The organism is Pontimicrobium sp. MEBiC06410 (genome assembly GCF_053601615.1).
This window is the reverse complement of sequence record NZ_JBSHNT010000155.1, coordinates 183,874-201,109: the sequence shown is the minus strand read 5'-3', so window position 1 is coordinate 201,109 and position 17,236 is coordinate 183,874. Positions and strand designations below refer to the sequence as shown.

The following is a 17,236-nucleotide window of genomic DNA, read 5'->3' as shown; positions in this document are numbered from 1 at the left end:
TATAGGGTACTTAAATCTTACATTATGTCTCAACTATCTCCTTTTCATATTGCTATTCCTGTTCACAATTTAGAAGCTTGTCGTACTTTTTATAGGGATGTTTTAAATTGTGAAGAGGGAAGAAGCAGTGAGCATTGGGTAGATTTTAATTTTTTTGGACACCAACTTGTTATCCATTATAAGGCACAAACTAATAATGATGTTGTTACAAATATTGTAGATGAAAAGGCTGTTCCTGTACCTCATTATGGTGTAGTCTTGCCATGGGATACGTTTCACTCTTTTGCTGAGAGTTTACAACAAAAAGACATTACATTTATTATAAAGCCTTATATAAGGTTTAAAGGTTTAATTGGTGAGCAAGCCACTATGTTCTTTAAAGATCCTTCAGGAAATGCTTTAGAGTTTAAAGCTTTTAAAGATATAGACCAACTGTTCGCCAAGTAAATAGCTTATAATATATTTTTTATTTGTTTTTAATTTTTCGCTCTATATAGAAAGGTAAATAAATTAATAAGCAATACGGTATAATAACTAATTGTGCATTAACTATATAATAAGGCCAATCTCCAAAATAATCTAATACAGAAGCGCCTTCTGGCTTAGCATTTAAATATGAATAATTAGCATTTAAAGCTAAGTTAATTACATACATTATTAAAATATAAAACTGTAAGGCAATTATAGATTTAAAAACACTTTTAAATCTTGGCCTATAATTAAACACAAATGTGGCATAGAGCATTACTACTACTAACCCCACATGTACAATCCAATATCTAAAATAATCAAATACAGGAAAGCCATTAGCAATATCTGGAGTAATTATACCTTGAGTAGTACCTGCTATTACCCAAAAAAACAGGATTTCATACATCCAGTACTTTCTATAGTAGGTATAAACGGGTATAATTAATGCCATAAAACTACATAGAAACAATGGCAAATCTCTACTTAAACTATAGTTACCTAAACTATAGTTTTGAATATTGAATATTATTATAGTTAAAGAAATAAAGGAACCTAGTACATTAAAAATAATTTTTTGTTGTTTGCTATTACACTTATTTTTAGCAAAATATATTAAACTAATTCCAAATACTATTCCTATAAATATAGGTAGTAAGTGCTGTAACGACCCTATTTGTACTCTCTCCAATAGAACAAGTGCATATTTCATATAATGCAATATACATAAATATACGTATAAGCTTACTTAGTTTCTCTGTGGCGCTCTCTAGCTAACAACGTGTTTTTTAATAACATAGCAATAGTCATAGGTCCCACTCCTCCTGGTACTGGTGTTATATAACTTGCTTTTTTACTTACGTTTTCGTAGTCTACGTCTCCAGTAATTCTATAGCCTTTTACTTTTGTATCATCTGGTACACGAGTAATTCCTACATCAATAACTACCACATCGTCTTTAACCATTTCTGCTTTTAAGAAATTAGGTACTCCTAATGCAGAAATAACGATATCGGCCTGAGAAATAATTTGAGTAATATTTTTAGTATGACTATGGGTTAATGTTACCGTAGAGTTTCCTGGAAACCCTTTTCTTCCCATTAAAATACTCATAGGCCTTCCTACAATATGAGACCTTCCAATAACCACTGTATGCTTTCCTTTGGTATCTACATTATAACGGTCTAATAGTTCTAATATTCCAAATGGTGTTGCTGGAATAAACGTAGACATGTCTAATGCCATTTTACCAAAATTCATTGGGTGAAACCCATCTACATCTTTATCTGGATGTACTGCCATTAATACTTTTTGCGTATTAATTTGTGGAGGTAAAGGTAATTGAATAATAAAGCCATCGATATCGTCATTATTATTTAATTCTTCAATTTTATCTAATAATTCTATTTCACTTGTTGTATTGGACAGTCTCACCATGGTAGACTCAAAACCAACACGTTCACAAGCTCTTACTTTACTTCCTACGTAGGTTAGACTCGCTCCATCATTTCCAACAATAACTGCCGCTAAATGTGGTACTTTTTCCCCATTAGCTTTCATTTTTTTCACCTCATTGGCTATTTCGTCTTTAATGTCGTTGCTTACTTTCTTTCCGTCTAGTAGTGTCATGTTTAGTAATGTTGTAATTGTAATAGATATAAAATTGTTGTGCAGAGCGTTCTTATTAGTATCTATTTATTTTTGCCACCTGCACGCGACATGGCTAATTTATTTTATAAATAAAAAAACACGAGGGATTACCTCATGTTTTTCATTGCTTGCATCATACGTTTTCCGCCACCGCCTTGCATCATCTTCATCATCTTACTCATTTGGTTAAACTGTTTAAGTAATTGATTTACTTGAGTTACAGATGTCCCTGAGCCTTTTCCTATTCTCTTTTTACGGCTTGCATTAATTATTGCTGGGTTTGTTCGTTCTTTAATAGTCATAGAATGTATAATGGCTTCTATATGTTTAAAAGCATCATCGTCTATATCTATATCTTTCATCATTTTACCAGCTCCGGGAATCATTCCAACAAGGTCTTTCATGTTTCCCATTTTCTTTATTTGCTGAATTTGCTTTAAGAAATCATCAAAACCAAATTGGTTTTTTGCTATTTTCTTTTGCAGCTTACGTGCTTCAGCTTCATCAAATTGCTCTTGAGCTCTTTCTACTAAAGATACAACATCTCCCATTCCAAGAATACGATCTGCCATACGTGAAGGATAAAATACATCTATCGCTTCCATTTTTTCTCCTGTACCTATAAACTTAATTGGTTTATTTACTACAGATTTAATAGAAATTGCGGCTCCACCTCTTGTATCTCCATCTAATTTTGTTAAAATAACTCCATCAAAATTTAATACATCATTAAAGGCTTTTGCTGTATTAACGGCATCTTGTCCTGTCATAGAGTCCACAACAAAAAGTGTTTCTTGTGGTTCTATAGCTTTATGGATATTAGAGATTTCGGTCATCATCGCCTCATCTACAGCTAAACGTCCTGCGGTATCTATAATAACCACATTGTGTCCATTTTCTTTTGCATGTGCTATACCTGCTTGTGCTATAGCCACAGGATCGTTATTTCCTCTATCGCTATATACATCTACTTTAATTTGCTCACCAACAACATGTAATTGGTCTATGGCAGCAGGACGGTAAACATCACACGCAACTAATAATGGTTTCTTTGTTTTTTTATTTTTTAAGTAGTTTGCTAATTTACCAGAAAATGTTGTTTTACCAGACCCCTGTAAACCAGACATTAAGATAATACTTGGTTTAGCAGATAAATTAACGCCTGCTGCATCCCCACCCATTAATTCGGTTAATTCGTCTTTAACGATTTTAACCATTAACTGGCCAGGCTGTAAAGTTGTTAGTACGTTTTCTCCAATTGCTTTTTCTTTTACTTTTTTGGTAAACTCTTTAGCAATTTTAAAGTTAACATCGGCATCTAATAACGCACGACGTACTTCTTTTAAAGTTTCGGCAACATTTACCTCTGTAATGCTACCATGCCCTTTTAATACGTGTAACGCTTTATCTAACTTTTCACTTAAATTATTAAACATAGTTTTCTTTACTTTTTAAGAATTGCAAAAGTAAATAAATATTTTGTTTTTTTCTTTACTTAACCATGCGTTTTAACAACATATACCACATAAATTATGACTTTGTAAAAAAACTAAAGCCTTTATTTAGAATTTGTTAATTTAATCTTTTTTTAAAATGCTTTTACACAACTTTGTTCTATAAAAAAAGAGTTACTTTGGGGGTAACTCTTTTTAACTTAACTACTATAAAAACTAATATTGGGAATTATTAGTGTATTGTAAACTAAATCTATTACGATTTATTGTTTTATTTCTATAAAATACTAATATAAGCATTTCCACTATATTAAAAGTATTTCATTATTTATATTTTAATTACATGTCTGCTCTAAAACCATTGTGTTAGAGTCTTTTGTCATTTCTAACCTATCTTCTGCACATTCTATTACTAACCAATTTCCTGTTATGGCTTGTATGTTGGCTCCATTAACTCCTGTAAACTCAACCCAAACTCCTGCTGAGGTCACTGATGTAGACCACATTGCTGTTATAGTTTGCCCATCTCCGTTAATAACCAGTGTACCATCATCATTAAAATCAAGTGCAAAAATAATTAAATCATCGCTATTATTATAATTTACAACGTTCCAAATGCAAGTTTGTAAATAATCGTCTACAGCTAACTCATCACAGGTAGTTATACAGTTTTCTACAATCAATTCTATTTCAAACACTTCAAAAGAAGTATTGGTATTAGATATTACCTCTACTCTTGCATAAATTGTTTGATATGATACAATTGTATTAGTGTAAATTGTTGGATTTGGTATTGCATTTGTTTCGCTTTGTGCATCTGCAAGTGTTTCATAATACATTACATTATGTATCGCTGGTACTATGCAATTACTAAATGCTTCTGTTAGATTAAATTCTGCAACGCCATCACCATCAACATCGCATTCTGCTATTGTTGCATTGAAACTTGAAAAACACTCAAACGGATTAGTATTCGTTTCGCAATCTCTCTCCATTATAATTTCTCTGGTTCCTGCTGCGGTTTCATTTTCTAATTCAAATCTATCTATTTGGCACTCTTCTACTACCCAGCTTCCTGCTATATCTTGAAATGAAGTTTCTAAGTCTACTGTAACTGTATTATTATTTTCTGAAACTGACCATGTCCCGTCGTGAATTACAACGCCATTTGACGTAATAGTAAATTCATAATTTGCATTAAAATCTATATTATAATTTACAAAAACATCATCTCCGTTATAGGATACAATATTCCATATACATTCTTTTAAAGCTAATTCTACAAATTCTTCTGTACAAGCATCATCATCGTCATCATTCCAATCGTTATCGTCATCTTCATCACAGGTGTTTTCTGCAGCTTCAATTGCTTGTTGTAATTCTTGATTGTTATTAACTTCAACTGTAGAACCATCATTTAATATTAAAGTAATAGGAAAGTTTAAACTTGCTAAAACAGAGCCGTCTAGGTTTTCAATAAAACTATATAAGGCTTCATCATTTTCTATAGTAACTGTTTCTATTACTTCAAAACCAGTATTATATAAAGAAAGGGTTATTGGGTATTGAAAATCTATACATTCTATATCATCATCTTCTTCATTTTCGCCTGCACACTCTTCAATAAATTCTACTAGTTCATCATTATTATTAATTTCAATTTCTGAATAATCACTTAAAATTATAGTTATAGGGAATATAATTTCTAAAGTGTCTTCATCTGTTCCAAACTCATCAAAAATAGCTTCAATAACATCATAATCTGCTTCAGAGTCTATTATTATTTCTACTCCATTTACAGAAACCGTTACTGGTAATTCTATAGCTAAACAACTAGCGTTGTCTATAATATTATCCACAGAGCCATCCATGGATACTGTTTTTTGCATTAAGTTTGCTAAATTAGAATTAGGAACAATTATTTCTTGTTGATCTGGCCCAGTTATTTCGGTTACTTCATCTTGACAGGAAGTAAACAATAAAATAACAATTAAGAAAACCAGTACAATAGAGAGTGGCAAAAAAGGACGATTCCTTAATTTTTTTATCTTAAAAATTGGCTTCATACTGTAGGGTTTAATAACAATTATTTTTCTTTTTCATAGAAACTTTTCTTGTTTCTGTAAATTAAACAACTGGATAAAAAAAACTCCTACCTTGACTATTTAAAAAAATTGTTCCTTCTTTGTAATACCTTATTGCTGTATGTATGATAAAAAAAATACACAATACTATTTGTGACGAAGTAAGATTTAATGCCTTCTTTAAAAAGTATTCTAAAGATTTACATGACTTTCTGTATTATAAATTTGGTAACCATTTAAACCCAAAAGATAAAGTACAGGAAGCATTTATTAAGCTTTGGGAAAACTGTGCTAAAGTACAACCCGAAAAAGCAAAGAGTTATTTATTTACTATTGGTAATAATTTAATGCTGAATGAAGTTAAACACCAAAAAGTAAAATTAAAATATAGCGAAAAACCTCAAAAGCACCATACTAACGAGACTCCTGAGTTTTTAATGGAAGAAAACGAGTATTTAAATAAATTACAAACTGCTATTTCTAATTTAACAGAGGCACAACGTACTGCTTTTTTACTCAATAGAGTTGAAGGTAAAAAACATAAAGAGATTGCTTTGCTTTTAGATATTAGCACAAAAGCCGTTGAAAAGCGTATTTATGGCGCTTTAAAAAAGTTACGAGAAGATATAAAAGAGCTTTAAAATAAATTATAAAACCTTTTTAGTAGGAGTTTTTTATGTTGAGTTGTTATAATGTTGAATACAGATTATGAATACAAAAGATTTAATACGAAAATGGCTAGACAATGAGTTAAGTCCTGAAGAATTTCAAGCTTTTAAAAAGCTTGACGATTATAAGGAGTTAATGGCATTAGATAATGGCATAAAACAGTTTAAAGCAGATAGCTTTAATACTGATATAGAACTAGAACGCTTAACTAATACATTAAAAAGCAAGTCTAAAAAACAGACAAATTGGTTAAAGCCTCTACTTCGTGTTGCGGCAATATTAGCTATTTGCTTTGGCTCATATTATTATACAACTACTTTAGATACTACTGTAGAAACCTTAACTGCCCAAAAAGATACTGTTACATTACCAGATGCATCATCTGTAACGATCAATGCTGCCTCTTCTATTGTTTTTAACAAGCATAATTGGGAAGATAACAGAGCTGTTTCTCTTAAAGGTGAAGGCTACTTTAAAGTTGCCAAAGGCTCTAAATTTAAAGTAAATACTTCTGCTGGTATAGTAACCGTTCTTGGAACTCAATTTAATATAAAACAACGTGCTAATTATTTTGAAGTTATTTGTTATGAAGGTTCTGTAAAAGTAGAACACAACTTAAAATCTGTTATACTAAAACCTGGTGATAGCTTTTTAGTTATTGGTAATAACTATATAAATAGAACACCTATTACGCGTACTACGCCATCATGGATAAATAACGAAAGTCGTTTTACTAGTATGCCTTTTAAAACTGTTATTTCTGAATTTGAAAGACAATATAATGTTACTTTTAATGTTAATACTATTAATGAGGAACAGTTATTTACTGGAAGTTTTACGCATAATGATATTGACTTAGCTTTAAAAGCAATAACACTTCCTCTTAATATAACGTACGTTAAAAAAGATAGTACGATAATACTAAAGAGTGAATAAAAAAAGTACGCTTTTACTTTTAATTTTAGCGTTTGTTTTTAGTTTTTCGAATGTGTTTTCGCAAGAAACTAAAACCGAAAAGCGACCGCTTATTCCTATTTTAAAAATCCTAGAACATAATTATAACATTAGTTTTTCTTATGCAGACGCTACTGTAAGAGATAAAACAACAAGTGCTATTATTGGTAAAGCTGTAAGTCTTGAAGAAGCCTTATTACTTATAGAAAAAGAAACTGGCCTTAAGTTTAAAGTATTAAATGATCGTTTTATAGCCATTACTTCTCCTAAAGTAAATGTTTTAAATGTTCATGAATTAGATGAAATTAGTATCTCCAATTTCTTAACCTCTGGCATTTCTAAATCTGGAACAGGAACTATTAACATAAAGCCTAAAGGATTTGGTATATTACCTGGATTAATAGAACCAGATATACTTCAAACCATTCAGGCATTACCAGGAATACTAAGTAATAACGAAACAGTTTCCTCTTTAAATGTTAGAGGTGGTACCCATAACCAAAACCTAATTTTATGGGATGGTATAAAAATGTATCAATCTGGTCATTTTTTTGGCTTAATCTCTGGTTTTAGCCCTTACCTTACTAAAAATGTATTAGTAGCTAAAAATGGTACAAGCGCTGCTTATGGAGATGGTATTTCTAGTACTATAAATATTCAATTAGATGATGTTATTAATTCCAACTTTAGTAGTGGTCTTGGAGTTAATCTTCTCTACGCTGATGGTTTTGCAAAAATTCCATTAAATAATAATTTAGAAATACAAGCATCTCTACGCCATTCTGTTACTGGGCTTAAAACACCCACTTATGATCAATTTTTTGATCGTATTCTGCAAAATTCTGATATTTCGGATGGCCAGACCAATCCTAATAAAACGATTTCTATAAATAACACTTTCTATTTCTACGACTTTGGTATTAAAATTTTACATGATATTTCTAAAAAAGATAAGCTACGTTTTAATTTTATTACTATGTTTAACACGCTAGACTATCTTGAAAAAGATAACACTACGGTTACCGAAAATATTTCAAATAGTGGCATCTCTCAATCTAATTTGGCAGCAGGTTTATCTTATAACAGACAGTGGAGTGAACGTTTATCTACTAATATTCATTTTTACTCTTCTAATTATAAATTAAATGCAACAGATTTTGATGTAACCAACAACCAACGCTTAATTCAACAGAATGAAGTTTTAGATACTGGCATAAAAGTTCAGGCTGATTATATTTTAAGTGATAATTTAAAATGGACTAATGGATACCAATTTACAGAGGTTGGTATAACAAATTTTCTAGATGTTAATACACCCGCTTTTACTAGTAATATAAAAGAGGTATTAAGAACACATTCTGAATATAGTGAGATTTCATTTCTGTCTAACAATAAAAAAACTGTACTCAGAGCTGGTATTAGGAGTAATTATTTTGATAAATTTAATAAATTGATATTAGAGCCTAGGTTAAGTTTTACACAACAGCTATTTAAACATCTAAAAATTGAAGTTTTAGGCGAGTATAAAAACCAAGCAACTTCTCAACGTGTAAATAGACAAAACGATTTTTTAGGAATAGATGAACGCCGATGGGTTTTAGCAAATAACACAACAATACCTATTATACAAAGTAAACAAGCATCTATTGGTTTTCACTATGATAAAAATAAATTATTTATAAGTGCAGAGGCTTTTTATAAAAATGTAGATGGCATTAAAACCAGAAGTCAAGGGTTTCAAAACCAATATCAATTTGTTAATGCTATTGGTAGTTACCGTGTAAAGGGTATTGATTTTTTAATTAATAAACGCTATACTAACACTAGTGCTTGGTTAAGTTATTCTTTAAGTAAAAACGACTATACTTTTAGCACTTTAAATAATGGCATCTCTTTTCCTAATAATTTAGATATTAGGCATACTGTTACTTTTGCTAGTACCTACTCTATTAATGATTTAAAATTCGCATTAGGTGTTAATTGGCGTTCTGGTAAAGCTATAACAAAACCTGTAAAAGGTAATGAGGTTTTTGATGGTTCTATTAATTACGATTCTCCTAATAGTAGTAATTTAAGTGATTATTTTAGAACTGATTTTTCTACTACTTATGACTTTGATTTATCTAGAAAAACAAAAGCAAAACTTGGGTTATCTATTTGGAATGTACTTAACAGAAATAATAGTTTAAATACATATTACATTTTAGAAGATGATGATAGTGTTACCGAAGTTGAAACTAAATCTCTAGGTATAACTCCTAATCTTAGTTTTAGGGTTAATTTTTAAAAAGCTCCTATTAAAATGTAAAAACTCGATAAATAAAAATCTATCGAGTTCTACATACTCTTTCTTCAATCCATGGATTATACTATTTACCTATGAATTATGTACTGCTTTAATTAAAATAATTACTATAAACTTAACTCTGTTAGTAGGGTTAACTAGTCTCTTATTAAAGGCATAGTACTACAGCGTAGTAGCCCTTCTTGCTTCGCAATTTCTGCATAAGGTACTTCTTCTACAATAAAGCCCTTTTCTCGCAACCAAGTGTTTAGTCGTGTAAAGTTTTGTTCGGAAATAACAACATTTTCAGAAATAGAGAAAATATTACTGTTCATGTTATACATTTCATCTTTTGTAATTTCGAAGATATTCTCTTTTCCAAAATATTCTACTAACCATTCATACTCGCGTTCTACCAAAAAGCCATTTTTATGTAGTATGGCTTTATTTGTCCCTATAGGTTGAAAACAACAATCTAAATGTAGTGCATTTTCTTTGGGATCTGTATTATGTTTTCTTAATTCGAAAGCCTTAACTGTTTTATTAGGAAAATGCTCTTGTAGTGCAATCACTGCATCTGCATTAGTACGTGCTGTAATATAATTAGAATAATCTTCGCCTGTGTAGGTTCCTACAAAAATGTAATCATTCCATGGCATAACGTCTCCTCCTTCTATATGGCATTCCTCAGATAATTCTATAATATTTTCAGGAGCAATTTCTTTTATTACATGTTGTATAGCTTCATATTCTCTGTCACGATCGGGTAATATGTTTGCTTTTACTAGTTTATCGTCTATAACAAAAGCTATATCTCTTGAAAAAATTTGATTATAGTCTTTTATAACCTCTGGTCTAAATACTTTTACATCATATTTTTTAAAAACATCAGCTACAGCTTCCATTTCTTTAACCATATCTTCCTCTACAGGGTACGTACCTGCTAAGACATGTAATTTACTTTTTGGGTCGTAACAATCCTCTGCTTTAGGAGTTGGACCATTACTTTTTGCAGTTCCTAAAACAACAGCTCGTAATCTTGCTGTTTCGTTTTTTACATTTAGTTTTAACATAAGGTAAATATAAAAAAAGCTTCATAAAATTTTATGAAGCTTTGTATATAAATATTCGAAATATTATCTATTATCTATTGTTTTGAATTCTCTGTGGTTTTCACCTATGTAAACTTGTCTTGGACGGCCTATAGGTTCTTTACGAGTTCTCATTTCTTTCCATTGTGCAATCCAACCTGGTAGACGCCCTAATGCAAACATTACTGTAAACATCTCTACTGGTATTCCCATTGCTCTATATATAATTCCTGAATAGAAATCTACATTTGGATACAATTTACGTTTTACAAAATATTCATCATTTAATGCTTCAGAAGCTAGTCCTTTAGCGATATCTAATACTGGATCTTCAATTCCTAAATCTGCTAATACTTCATCTGCAGCTACTTTAATTATTTTAGCTCTTGGGTCAAAGTTTTTATATACTCTATGACCAAATCCCATTAAACGGAAAGGATCTGCTTTATCCTTAGCTTTAGCCATGAATTTTTTAGTATCGCCTCCATCTTCTTTAATAGCTTCTAACATTTCTAAAACAGCTTGATTAGCCCCTCCGTGAAGTGGCCCCCATAGTGCAGAAATTCCTGATGACAGTGAAGCAAATAAACCAGCGTGGGAAGACCCAACCATTCTTACTGTAGATGTAGAGCAGTTTTGCTCATGATCTGCATGTAATATTAATAATTTATCTAATGCATTAACTAAAATTTTATTTTGAGTGTATTCCCCATTAGGCTTTCCAAACATCATTTTTAAGATATTTTCTACATAACCTAATGAATCATCTCCGTAGTTTAATGGTAAGCCACTCTTTTTACGCATAGTCCAAGCTACTAATACTGGGAATTTACCCATTATTTTAACTACCGTCTTGTACATATCTTCTTCAGAATCTACATTAACTGAAGATGGATTAAATGCTGTTAAAGCACTTGTTAAAGACGATAACACTCCCATTGGATGGGCAGACTTTGGAAAAGCGTCTAATATTTTTTTAATATCGTCATCTACTACAGATTCGTTTTTAACATCTGTATGAAATTTATCTAACTGCTCCTTAGTTGGTAACTCTCCAAAAATTAAAAGGTAAGCTACTTCTAAAAAATCTGCTTTTTCTGCTAAATCTTCTATAGCGTAACCTCTATATCTTAAAATTCCTTCCTCTCCATTTAAAAAGGTTATTGCACTCTCACAAGATCCTGTATTTTTATATCCTGGATCTATTGTAGTAACTCCTCCTGTTGCACCTCTAAGTGTTTTTATATCTATTGCAACTTCATTTTCTGTCCCTGTTATTAAAGGGAACTCATGCTTTTGTCCATTAATTTCTAACGTAGCAGTTTTTGACATATGTTCTATTGAATTTTTACTTGTTTTTGCGGATTGCTAATTTACAAAATATGTAGCGATTTATGAAACTCATTAGCAAAGGTTTTAACAATTAAAATATTGTTAAAACTTATCACAAAAAAAAGTGGTTATTTACCTAATAATTGTCGACAAAATTACTCTTTAATTACAAGTTTTTTAGTTAAGATATTGTTATTAAATTTTTAAGCGCTACAAAAAGTAAACAGTATGAGAGTTCTCTTTACAAAAAAAGCCATTAACTAGTAGTTAATGGCTTTAAGTTCGTTCAACTTTAAACTTATTATTAATTAATTTTAAATGCTTTTTCTTTTGGATAATAAGCTACATCTCCTAATTCTTCTTCAATTCTAAGTAACTGGTTATACTTAGCCATACGATCGCTACGTGATGCTGAACCCGTTTTAATTTGCCCACAATTTAAAGCTACGGCTAAATCTGCAATAGTGTTATCTTCTGTTTCTCCAGAACGATGAGACATCACAGAAGTATATCCTGAATTATGAGCCATATTTACAGCTGCTATTGTTTCTGTTAACGTTCCTATTTGGTTAACTTTTATTAAAATAGAGTTAGCTATGTTTTGCTGAATACCTTTAGATAAACGTTCTACGTTGGTTACATATAAATCGTCTCCTACTAATTGTACTTTATCTCCAATTTTCTCTGTTAAATATTTCCAACCTTCCCAGTCGTTTTCATCCATACCATCTTCAATAGAAATAATAGGATACTTTTCGGATAATTCTGCTAAATAGTCTGCTTGTTCTATACTCGTTCTTACTTTTCCTGTTTCTCCTTCAAATTTAGAATAGTCATACTTACCATCTACATAAAATTCTGCTGCGGCACAATCTAAAGCAATCATAACATCATCTCCTAATGTATACCCTGCATTTTTCACAGCAGTAGCTATAGTATCTAAAGCATCTTCTGTTCCATCTAATGTTGGTGCAAATCCACCTTCGTCTCCAACAGCTGTACTTAAGTTTCTATCGTGTAATACCTTTTTTAGGTTGTGAAATATTTCTGTTCCCATTTGTAAAGCATGAGAAAAATTTTCTGCCTTTACAGGCATTACCATAAACTCTTGAAATGCAATTGGTGCATCGCTATGAGATCCTCCATTTATAATATTCATCATTGGTACAGGTAGTGTATTTGCACTTACCCCACCTACATAACGATATAATGGCATACCTAATTCTGCTGCTGCTGCTTTTGCAACAGCTAAAGACACTCCTAAAATAGCATTAGCTCCTAATTTAGATTTGTTTGGTGTTCCATCTATTTTACACATTAAAGTATCTATGTAGTTTTGCTCGAATACATTAATGCCTAAAAGTTCTTCTGCTAAAATAGAATTTACATTATCTACAGCTTTAGTTACGCCTTTTCCCATGAATTTGTCTCCTCCATCTCGTAACTCTACCGCTTCATGTTCTCCTGTAGATGCACCAGATGGTACAGCTGCTCTACCTAAGTATCCGTTTTCTGTTTCTACATCTACTTCTACTGTTGGATTTCCTCTTGAATCGAAAATTTGTCTTGCGTGAACATTGATAATAATACTCATAAATAGTAATTTAAATTTTTAATACCCTTCAAATTTACAGTTAAATTCTGGGTTGTAAATAGTATTTGTTTCAGAATTAAATAAAATAATTGCTAAAACGTTTTAGTAAAATTGAAAAGGCAATAAATTGTCTGTTTTATTGCCTTTTATGTATTAGTTAGATTTAATATTGTTTATAAATTCATCAAATAAGTACGATGAATCGTGTGGTCCAGGACTTGCTTCTGGGTGATATTGTACAGAAAAACAGTTTTTAGATTTCATTTTTATTCCAGCAACTGTATTATCATTTAAGTGTACGTGGGTTATTTCTAAATCGTTATGAGCTTCTGTTTCTTCTCTATTTATAGCAAAGCCATGGTTTTGAGAGGTTATTTCTCCTTTACCTGTTAACATGTTTTTTACAGGGTGGTTTATTCCTCTATGTCCATTATGCATTTTATAGGTAGAAATGCCATTAGCCAAAGCGATCACCTGATGCCCTAAACAAATACCAAATAATGGTAAATCTCTTTTTATAATCTCTTTAGCTAAATTTTGTGCTTCTACTAAAGGTTCTGGATCTCCTGGCCCATTAGACAAAAAGTAACCATCAGGATTCCATGCACTTAATTCTTCGAAAGTAGAATTATATGGAAATACTTTTACATAAGCATCTCTCTTTACAAGGTTTCTAAGAATATTCTTTTTAATTCCTATGTCTAAAGCTGCTATTTTAATAGCTGCATTTTCATCCCCAACATAGTAAGGTTCTTTTGTAGAGACTTTAGAAGCTAACTCTAAACCATTCATATCTGGTGTTTCTGCTAGTTGCTTCTTTAAACCTTCTATGTTATCTACTTCTGTAGATATAACAGCATTCATAGCACCATTATCTCTAATATATCTTACCAATGCTCTAGTATCTACATCAGAGATTGCTAAGAGATTATTGTCATTTAAAAAATCTTCTAAAGAGCCATTAGAATCATCACGAGAATATTCATAACTAAAGTTTTTACAAATTAACCCAGCTATTTTAACAGAATCAGATTCCATTTCATTGTCATTAACACCGTAATTTCCAATGTGTGCATTTGTTGTGACCATTAATTGCCCATAATAAGATGGGTCTGTAAAAATCTCTTGATAACCAGTCATACCTGTATTAAAACAGACTTCTCCAAAGGCGCTTCCTTCTCTACCTACTGCTTTACCGTGAAAAATTGTTCCGTCTGCAAGTAGAATGAGTGCTTTTTTTAGTTTTTGATATTTCATTGTAGTAGTTGTGTTATGTTTTCGTTTTCGCGATAACAAAAGTTTCGCAAAATTGCATAAAAAAAAGGATAAACTAAAATAGTTTATCCTTTATATTTAAAATGCTTATTAACATTTATTCTTCTTCGTTAGTTGCTTTTGTTTCAACTGGAGCAGCAGCAGGCTTACTTCCTCCTCTTCTACTTCTTCTTGTTGTTTTCTTAGCAGCTTTATCAGCATTATAGATTTCGTTGTAATCTACTAACTCAATCATTGCCATATCAGCGTTATCTCCTAAACGATTACCAAGCTTAATTATTCTTGTATAACCTCCTGGTCTATCACCAATTTTAGCAGCTACATCTCTAAATAATTCTGTAACAGCTTCTTTTTGTCTTAAACGACTAAATACGATACGTCTGTTGTGAGTTGTATCTGATTTAGATTTAGTAATCATTGGCTCTACAAATTGCTTTAAAGCTTTTGCTTTTGCTACTGTAGTGTTAATACGCTTGTGCTGAATTAAAGAACAAGCCATATTTGCTAACATTGCTTTTCTGTGAGCAGTTTGTCTACCTAAGTGGTTTACTTTTTTTCCGTGTCTCATGACATTTTGTTTTAATCACCATCTTGCTTCTACTCTTAATGAGGAGCAAAATATGATGTATTAGTCTTTATCTAGTTTATATTTTGATAAATCCATTCCGAAATTTAATCCTTTCACGTTTACTAGTTCTTCTAGCTCTGTTAAAGATTTTTTACCGAAGTTACGGAACTTCATTAAATCATTTTTGTTGAATGATACTAGGTCTCCTAAAGTATCTACTTCAGCAGCTTTTAAACAATTAAGTGCACGTACAGATAAATCCATATCTACTAACTTAGTTTTAAGTAACTGTCTCATGTGAAGTGATTCTTCATCATAAGTTTCAGTTTGTGCAATTTCATCAGCTTCTAATGTTATACGCTCATCTGAGAATAACATGAAGTGGTGAATTAATGTTTTTGCAGCCTCTGTTAAAGCATCTTGAGGTGTTATTGAACCATCTGAAATGATTTCGAAAACTAATTTTTCGTAATCTGTCTTTTGTTCTACACGATAATTCTCAATGCTATACTTAACATTTTTTATAGGTGTGTAAATTGAATCTGTAAAGATTGTTCCTATTGGTGCTGAAGCTTTTTTATTTTCTTCTGCAGGAACATAACCTCTTCCTTTTTCAATTGTAATTTCCATGTTAATATTTACTTTAGGATCTAAATTACAGATAACTAAATCCGAATTTAATACTTGAAATCCTGAAATAAACTTTTGGAAATCTCCTGCTGTAATTTGATCTTGTCCTGAAATAGAAATAGAAACTGACTCATTGTCTACGTCTTCTATTTGTCTTTTAAAACACATTTGTTTTAAATTCAGAATAATTTCAGTTACATCTTCTACGACACCAGCAATTGTTGAGAATTCATGATCTACACCTTCAATTCTAACAGATGTAATAGCAAAGCCTTCTAAAGAAGATAATAAAACTCTTCTAAGTGCGTTTCCTACTGTTAATCCGTAACCAGGTTCTAAAGGTCTAAATTCAAATTTACCTTCAAAATCGGTTGAATCGATCATGATTACTTTGTCGGGCTTCTGAAAATTAAATACTGCCATATTGTTGTTTCTTCGTTTTAATTGTTATTTAGTTGCGCGGTTTATAAGTTTGAAGAAGTACAAATAAACCCTTTGGCTAAATACCAATGTAGTTAATTTATTATTTAGAGTATAATTCGACTATGAATTGCTCATTGATGTTTTCAGGAATTTGTATTCTTGCTGGAATAGAAACATAAGTTCCTTCCTTTTTGTCATTGTTCCAAGTAATCCATTCGAATACTGTACTTGAATTTGATAAAGATCTCTCAATAGCTTCAAGTGATTTAGACTTCTCTCTTACAGCAACAACATCTCCTGCTTTTAACTGGTAAGATGGTACATTTACCAACTCTCCATTAACAGTAATGTGTCTGTGAGATACTAATTGTCTTGCTGCACTTCTTGTTGGAGCAATTCCCATTCTAAATACAACGTTGTCTAAACGAGACTCACATAATTGTAATAAAACTTCACCTGTAATTCCAGGAGCAGCAGTTGCTCTTTTAAACATGTTTCTGAATTGCTTTTCTAATACACCATAAGTGTATTTAGCTTTTTGCTTTTCCATTAATTGGATTGCATATTCAGATTTTTTTCCACGTCTTCTGTTATTTCCGTGTTGACCTGGAGGGTAATTTCTTTTTTCGAAGGCTTTGTCATCTCCGAAAATAGCTTCGCCAAATTTACGAGCTATTTTAGTTTTAGGACCAGTATATCTTGCCATTTTAAATTTGTTTTGAGAGTGATTATGAATTAAGGTCTTAATCTTATCCTTCGA

At 31.2% G+C, this 17,236-nt stretch carries 15 protein-coding genes; 4 read left to right on the top strand and 11 right to left on the bottom strand.

Features of this window, described 5'->3' with window-relative positions:
* Window positions 1-24 precede the first annotated feature (24 nt).
* Entirely contained in the window at window positions 25-447 is a 423-nt protein-coding gene (locus tag ACVC08_RS12000) for a VOC family protein (protein WP_452602185.1), read from the top strand.
* Between the two features lie 19 nt (window positions 448-466).
* Here the strand turns inward: ACVC08_RS12000 and ACVC08_RS11995 are convergent, their stop codons facing one another.
* From ACVC08_RS11995 to ACVC08_RS11980, 4 genes are all read right to left on the bottom strand, one after another.
* The gene (locus ACVC08_RS11995; RefSeq protein WP_452602184.1) at window positions 467-1,180 is read right to left on the bottom strand and encodes a YwaF family protein; all 714 of its coding nucleotides are present in this window, start codon (window positions 1,178-1,180) and stop codon (window positions 467-469) included.
* 32 nt (window positions 1,181-1,212) lie between these two features.
* Window positions 1,213-2,097, bottom strand: coding sequence for a bifunctional 5,10-methylenetetrahydrofolate dehydrogenase/5,10-methenyltetrahydrofolate cyclohydrolase (locus ACVC08_RS11990; protein ID WP_452602183.1), 885 nt, complete (start codon window positions 2,095-2,097; stop codon window positions 1,213-1,215).
* Between the two features lie 128 nt (window positions 2,098-2,225).
* Window positions 2,226-3,554, bottom strand: a complete 1,329-nt coding sequence (ffh, locus tag ACVC08_RS11985) for a signal recognition particle protein (protein ID WP_452599647.1) — start codon at window positions 3,552-3,554, stop codon at window positions 2,226-2,228.
* 353 nt (window positions 3,555-3,907) lie between these two features.
* A complete protein-coding gene (locus ACVC08_RS11980) occupies window positions 3,908-5,638 on the bottom strand; it encodes a hypothetical protein (RefSeq protein ID WP_452602182.1) in 1,731 nt (576 codons plus the stop codon).
* Window positions 5,639-5,781: 143 nt separating this feature from the next.
* Here ACVC08_RS11980 and ACVC08_RS11975 point away from each other — a divergent pair, with 143 nt between their 5' ends.
* The 3 genes from ACVC08_RS11975 (at window position 5,782) to ACVC08_RS11965 (ending at window position 9,566) form a co-directional block, all read left to right on the top strand.
* Window positions 5,782-6,297, top strand: coding sequence for an RNA polymerase sigma factor (locus tag ACVC08_RS11975; RefSeq protein WP_452599645.1), 516 nt, complete (start codon window positions 5,782-5,784; stop codon window positions 6,295-6,297).
* A gap of 67 nt (window positions 6,298-6,364) precedes the next feature.
* Complete coding sequence (locus tag ACVC08_RS11970; protein WP_452602181.1) at window positions 6,365-7,261, top strand: FecR family protein; 897 nt, start codon at window positions 6,365-6,367, stop codon at window positions 7,259-7,261.
* Window positions 7,254-9,566 carry a TonB-dependent receptor plug domain-containing protein gene (locus tag ACVC08_RS11965; protein ID WP_452602180.1) on the top strand — a complete coding sequence of 771 codons (2,313 nt, stop codon included), beginning with the start codon at window positions 7,254-7,256 and terminating at the stop codon, window positions 9,564-9,566. Before ACVC08_RS11970 ends, ACVC08_RS11965 begins: the two co-directional genes overlap by 8 nt.
* A 155-nt stretch (window positions 9,567-9,721) precedes the next feature.
* Here ACVC08_RS11965 and ACVC08_RS11960 read toward each other — a convergent pair whose 3' ends face one another.
* From ACVC08_RS11960 to rpsD, 7 genes are all read right to left on the bottom strand, one after another.
* The gene (locus ACVC08_RS11960; protein WP_452602179.1) at window positions 9,722-10,636 is read right to left on the bottom strand and encodes a dimethylarginine dimethylaminohydrolase family protein; all 915 of its coding nucleotides are present in this window, start codon (window positions 10,634-10,636) and stop codon (window positions 9,722-9,724) included.
* Window positions 10,637-10,699: 63 nt separating this feature from the next.
* Window positions 10,700-11,986 (bottom strand): citrate synthase, encoded by a 1,287-nt coding sequence (locus ACVC08_RS11955; protein WP_452602178.1) that lies wholly within the window; start codon window positions 11,984-11,986, stop codon window positions 10,700-10,702.
* 304 nt (window positions 11,987-12,290) lie between these two features.
* The gene (eno, locus tag ACVC08_RS11950; RefSeq protein WP_452602177.1) at window positions 12,291-13,580 is read right to left on the bottom strand and encodes a phosphopyruvate hydratase; all 1,290 of its coding nucleotides are present in this window, start codon (window positions 13,578-13,580) and stop codon (window positions 12,291-12,293) included.
* 153 nt (window positions 13,581-13,733) lie between these two features.
* On the bottom strand, window positions 13,734-14,837 hold the full coding sequence (gene carA, locus ACVC08_RS11945) for a glutamine-hydrolyzing carbamoyl-phosphate synthase small subunit (RefSeq protein ID WP_452602176.1): 1,104 nt from the start codon (window positions 14,835-14,837) through the stop codon (window positions 13,734-13,736).
* A gap of 115 nt (window positions 14,838-14,952) precedes the next feature.
* A complete protein-coding gene (gene rplQ, locus ACVC08_RS11940) occupies window positions 14,953-15,423 on the bottom strand; it encodes a 50S ribosomal protein L17 (protein WP_452602175.1) in 471 nt (156 codons plus the stop codon).
* Window positions 15,424-15,483: 60 nt separating this feature from the next.
* Window positions 15,484-16,476 carry a DNA-directed RNA polymerase subunit alpha gene (locus tag ACVC08_RS11935; protein WP_452597394.1) on the bottom strand — a complete coding sequence of 331 codons (993 nt, stop codon included), beginning with the start codon at window positions 16,474-16,476 and terminating at the stop codon, window positions 15,484-15,486.
* 100 nt (window positions 16,477-16,576) lie between these two features.
* Window positions 16,577-17,182 carry a 30S ribosomal protein S4 gene (rpsD, locus tag ACVC08_RS11930; RefSeq protein WP_452597393.1) on the bottom strand — a complete coding sequence of 202 codons (606 nt, stop codon included), beginning with the start codon at window positions 17,180-17,182 and terminating at the stop codon, window positions 16,577-16,579.
* Window positions 17,183-17,236 lie beyond the last annotated feature (54 nt).

What these genes read in the sequence shown, in the direction of transcription:
- ACVC08_RS12000 (WP_452602185.1), top strand. Translation starts at nt 25, where the DNA reads ATGTCTCAACTATCTCCTTTTCATATTGCTATTCCTGTTCACAATTTA.
- ACVC08_RS11995 (WP_452602184.1), bottom strand. Translation starts at nt 1,180, where the DNA reads ATGAAATATGCACTTGTTCTATTGGAGAGAGTACAAATAGGGTCGTTA.
- ACVC08_RS11990 (WP_452602183.1), bottom strand. Translation starts at nt 2,097, where the DNA reads ATGACACTACTAGACGGAAAGAAAGTAAGCAACGACATTAAAGACGAA.
- ffh (WP_452599647.1), bottom strand. Translation starts at nt 3,554, where the DNA reads ATGTTTAATAATTTAAGTGAAAAGTTAGATAAAGCGTTACACGTATTA.
- ACVC08_RS11980 (WP_452602182.1), bottom strand. Translation starts at nt 5,638, where the DNA reads ATGAAGCCAATTTTTAAGATAAAAAAATTAAGGAATCGTCCTTTTTTG.
- ACVC08_RS11975 (WP_452599645.1), top strand. Translation starts at nt 5,782, where the DNA reads ATGATAAAAAAAATACACAATACTATTTGTGACGAAGTAAGATTTAAT.
- ACVC08_RS11970 (WP_452602181.1), top strand. Translation starts at nt 6,365, where the DNA reads ATGAATACAAAAGATTTAATACGAAAATGGCTAGACAATGAGTTAAGT.
- ACVC08_RS11960 (WP_452602179.1), bottom strand. Translation starts at nt 10,636, where the DNA reads ATGTTAAAACTAAATGTAAAAAACGAAACAGCAAGATTACGAGCTGTT.
- ACVC08_RS11955 (WP_452602178.1), bottom strand. Translation starts at nt 11,986, where the DNA reads ATGTCAAAAACTGCTACGTTAGAAATTAATGGACAAAAGCATGAGTTC.
- eno (WP_452602177.1), bottom strand. Translation starts at nt 13,580, where the DNA reads ATGAGTATTATTATCAATGTTCACGCAAGACAAATTTTCGATTCAAGA.
- carA (WP_452602176.1), bottom strand. Translation starts at nt 14,837, where the DNA reads ATGAAATATCAAAAACTAAAAAAAGCACTCATTCTACTTGCAGACGGA.
- rplQ (WP_452602175.1), bottom strand. Translation starts at nt 15,423, where the DNA reads ATGAGACACGGAAAAAAAGTAAACCACTTAGGTAGACAAACTGCTCAC.
- ACVC08_RS11935 (WP_452597394.1), bottom strand. Translation starts at nt 16,476, where the DNA reads ATGGCAGTATTTAATTTTCAGAAGCCCGACAAAGTAATCATGATCGAT.
- rpsD (WP_452597393.1), bottom strand. Translation starts at nt 17,182, where the DNA reads ATGGCAAGATATACTGGTCCTAAAACTAAAATAGCTCGTAAATTTGGC.